Origin of the sequence: Plasticicumulans sp. (assembly GCF_035331805.1) — a bacterium.
Classification (GTDB): Bacteria; Pseudomonadota; Gammaproteobacteria; order Competibacterales; family Competibacteraceae; genus Plasticicumulans.
Genome location: NZ_DAOLKE010000426.1, coordinates 1 through 2758, shown reverse-complemented (window position 1 = coordinate 2758; position 2758 = coordinate 1). Strand labels below are relative to the sequence as shown.

General features: G+C 72.4%; 2 protein-coding genes. One reads left to right on the top strand and one right to left on the bottom strand.

The genetic code is table 11. The features are described 5' to 3' along the window. Nucleotides 1-36: 36 nt before the first annotated feature. Nucleotides 37-756: a DUF1003 domain-containing protein gene (locus PKE44_RS17900; protein ID WP_324553970.1), complete on the bottom strand. Its 720-nt coding sequence runs from the start codon at nucleotides 754-756 to the stop codon at nucleotides 37-39. 294 nt (nucleotides 757-1050) lie between these two features. Between PKE44_RS17900 and PKE44_RS17895 the strand changes: the two genes are divergently transcribed. Beyond that, nucleotides 1051-2758, top strand: a 1708-nt coding sequence (locus tag PKE44_RS17895) for a protein-disulfide reductase DsbD domain-containing protein (protein WP_324553968.1), incomplete at its 3' end; no start/stop codon positions are given.

The following is a 2758-nucleotide window of genomic DNA, read 5'->3' as shown; positions in this document are numbered from 1 at the left end:
CTGCAAGCCGGAACCGGCACGGCACGCTGCGGATTTTTACCGCGGCCGGCGCAGCTCGGTCAGCAGATCGACCTGCACCTCCTGGATCTGCAGCAGCCGCTCCCACTGGTGGTTCAGCAGGTGGTCGATCTTCTCGTGCAGGTGGCGGATCTCCAGCTCGGCCTTCAGGTTGACCTGATAGTCGTGCTCGGCGCGCACGCGGTCGCGGGCCTCCTGACGGTTCTGGCTCATCATGATGATCGGCGCCTGCACGGCTGCGAGGCACGACAGCAGCAGGTTCAGCAGGATGTACGGGAACGGGTCGAGCGGCCGGAAGAACATCACCAGCGAGTTCATCGCGATCCAGACGGCGATGAACAGCATGAACAGGATCAGGAAGCTCCAGCTGCCGCCGAAGCTCGCGATGCGATCGGCGAGCCGCTCGCCGAAGCTCCAGGCCTGCTCCTGCTCGGCATCGACGTTGGCCGACAGGATCTCGTGCCGGCGCAGGCTGTCGAGCACCGCCTGCTCCAGCCCGGTCAGCTCGCCCTTCTCGGCTTCGAGCACCGAATGCACGTAGCGCGCGCGCAGCTCGGCCAGATCGGGCCGGCAGATCCAGGCCTGCGCGTTCCAGTCCGGCCGCTCGCGCTGCAGCAGCTGCTGCAGCGGCTCGCGCACCAGCGCCGCCGGCACCAGATCGCGCCGCGCGAACGGCTTGCCGCAGATCGCGCAGGGCTGCGTGCCCGCGTCGTGATGGCCTGAGTGGTTGTGGGACATCGGCAGCCTTCCTTTCGGGTCGAATCCGGGGCGGAGGCCGGCAGCGTACGCCGCCGGCATTGCGCACGCCTGCAAGCCATGCAGGGATGCATCGGCGCGACACGCATCCGTGCGCATCCTGCCGGGCGCAGCGCGCCGTAGCGGCCAGCGATGGGGATTTCGCGGCAGAAACCCTGTAACGGCTGCGAAAAATACTTTGCCGGGCACGGAACTTTTTCGTGTAACCGCCGGAACCGGCGCCCGGCCATGCGAGTCCGTATGCCCGCCGTCGTCCCGTCCGTGGAGTCCGTGCCGATGTTCCGACGCCTGTCCTGCTGTTTCGCGCTGCTGCTCGCTGCCGGCGATCTGGCGGGCGCCACCGCGCAGGCCGCCGAGAGCGAAGCCGTGCGCTCGCCGCGCGCGACGGTGACGCTGGTCGCCGATCACGACACGGTCGCCCCGGGCCAGAGGCTCGACTTCGGCCTGCGCCAGCGCCTCGCGCCGCACTGGCATACCTACTGGAAGAACCCCGGTGATGCCGGCTCGCCGCCGCAGATCGAGCTGCAGCTGCCCGAAGGCGCGAGTGCCGGGCCGATCCGCTGGCCCGGTCCCGAGCGCATGCCGGTCGGGCCGGCGCAGAGCTTCGGCTACTCGGATGCGATCGTGCTGCCGTTCACGGTGACGGTACCGGCCGCGGCCCGGCCCGGCACTCGCTTCACGGTCGAGGCCGAAGCCGACTGGGTGGTGTGCGAGAAGGAATGCATCCCCGAGCAGGGGCGCTTCCGGCTGGAGCTGCCGGTCGCGACGACACCCGTACCGGCCGGCGGCGAGGTCGCCGACAGCTTCCGCGCCGCCGAAGCGCGCATGCCGCAGGCGCCTGCGTGGCCGGCGCGGCTGCAGGCCGAGGGCGGCGCGCTGCTGCTCGAAGTCGATGGTGCGGCGAGCGGCGGCACGATCAAGGACGCCTTCTGGTTTCCGGCAGCCTGGGGCCTGATCGATCACGCCGCCGTGCAGGCCGTCAGCGCCGATGCGCGGACCGGACGGCTGCAGCTGGCGCTGGTGCGCGGACAGGCGTTTTCGCCGCAGACGGCGCTCGACGGCGTGCTGGCCCTGCGCCGCACCTCAGGCACCACGAGCTGGTATGCGCTGACACCGGCCCATGCCGCAGCGGCCGCGGCGAGCGATGCCCCGGCAGCGGCCGCAGGGTTTGCGGCCTGGCAGGCGGCGCTCTACGCCTTCGCCGGCGGCCTGCTGCTGAACCTGATGCCCTGCGTGTTCCCGGTGCTGGCGATCAAGGCCGGCGCGCTCGCACGGCTCGCCGGGCACGGCGCGAGCGCGGTGCGGCGGTCGGCGCTCGCGTACACGGCCGGTGTACTGGCGGCCCTGCTCGCGCTCGCCGGCACGCTGCTCGCGCTGCGCGCCGGCGGGGCCGCGCTCGGCTGGGGCTTCCAGTTCCAGTCGCCGCCGTTCGTGGTGCTGACGCTCTGGCTGCTGTTCGCGACCGGGCTGAATCTCTCCGGCGTGTTCGAAGTCGGCGCCGGGCTCGCCGGCCGCGGCCAGTCGCTCGCCGGGCGGCCCGGACACGCCGGCAGCTTCTTCACCGGCCTGCTCGCCGTCGTCGTCGCCACGCCGTGCACGGCGCCGTTCATGGCCGCCGCGCTCGGGGCGGCGCTCGCCGCGCCGGTGCCGGTGGCACTCGCGATCTTCGTCGCGCTCGGCCTCGGACTGGCGCTGCCGTATCTGCTGCTCGCGCTCGTGCCGGCGCTCGCACAGCGCCTGCCGCGGCCGGGGGCGTGGATGCAGCGGCTGCGCGAGGTGCTGGCCTTCCCGATGTACGCCGCTGCGGCCTGGCTGCTGTGGGTGCTCGCGCAGCTCGCCGGTGCCGATGCGCTGCCGGTCGCGCTCGGCGGAGCGCTGCTGATCGCGTTCGCCGGCTGGCTGAGCGGTCGCGCGCAGTCCGCCGGCGACGGGCGCGGCCAACTTCTGCCAGGCCATGCCGCGGACCGCCAGGGCTTCGGCCATC

What these genes read in the sequence shown, in the direction of transcription:
- PKE44_RS17900 (WP_324553970.1), bottom strand. Translation starts at nt 756, where the DNA reads ATGTCCCACAACCACTCAGGCCATCACGACGCGGGCACGCAGCCCTGC.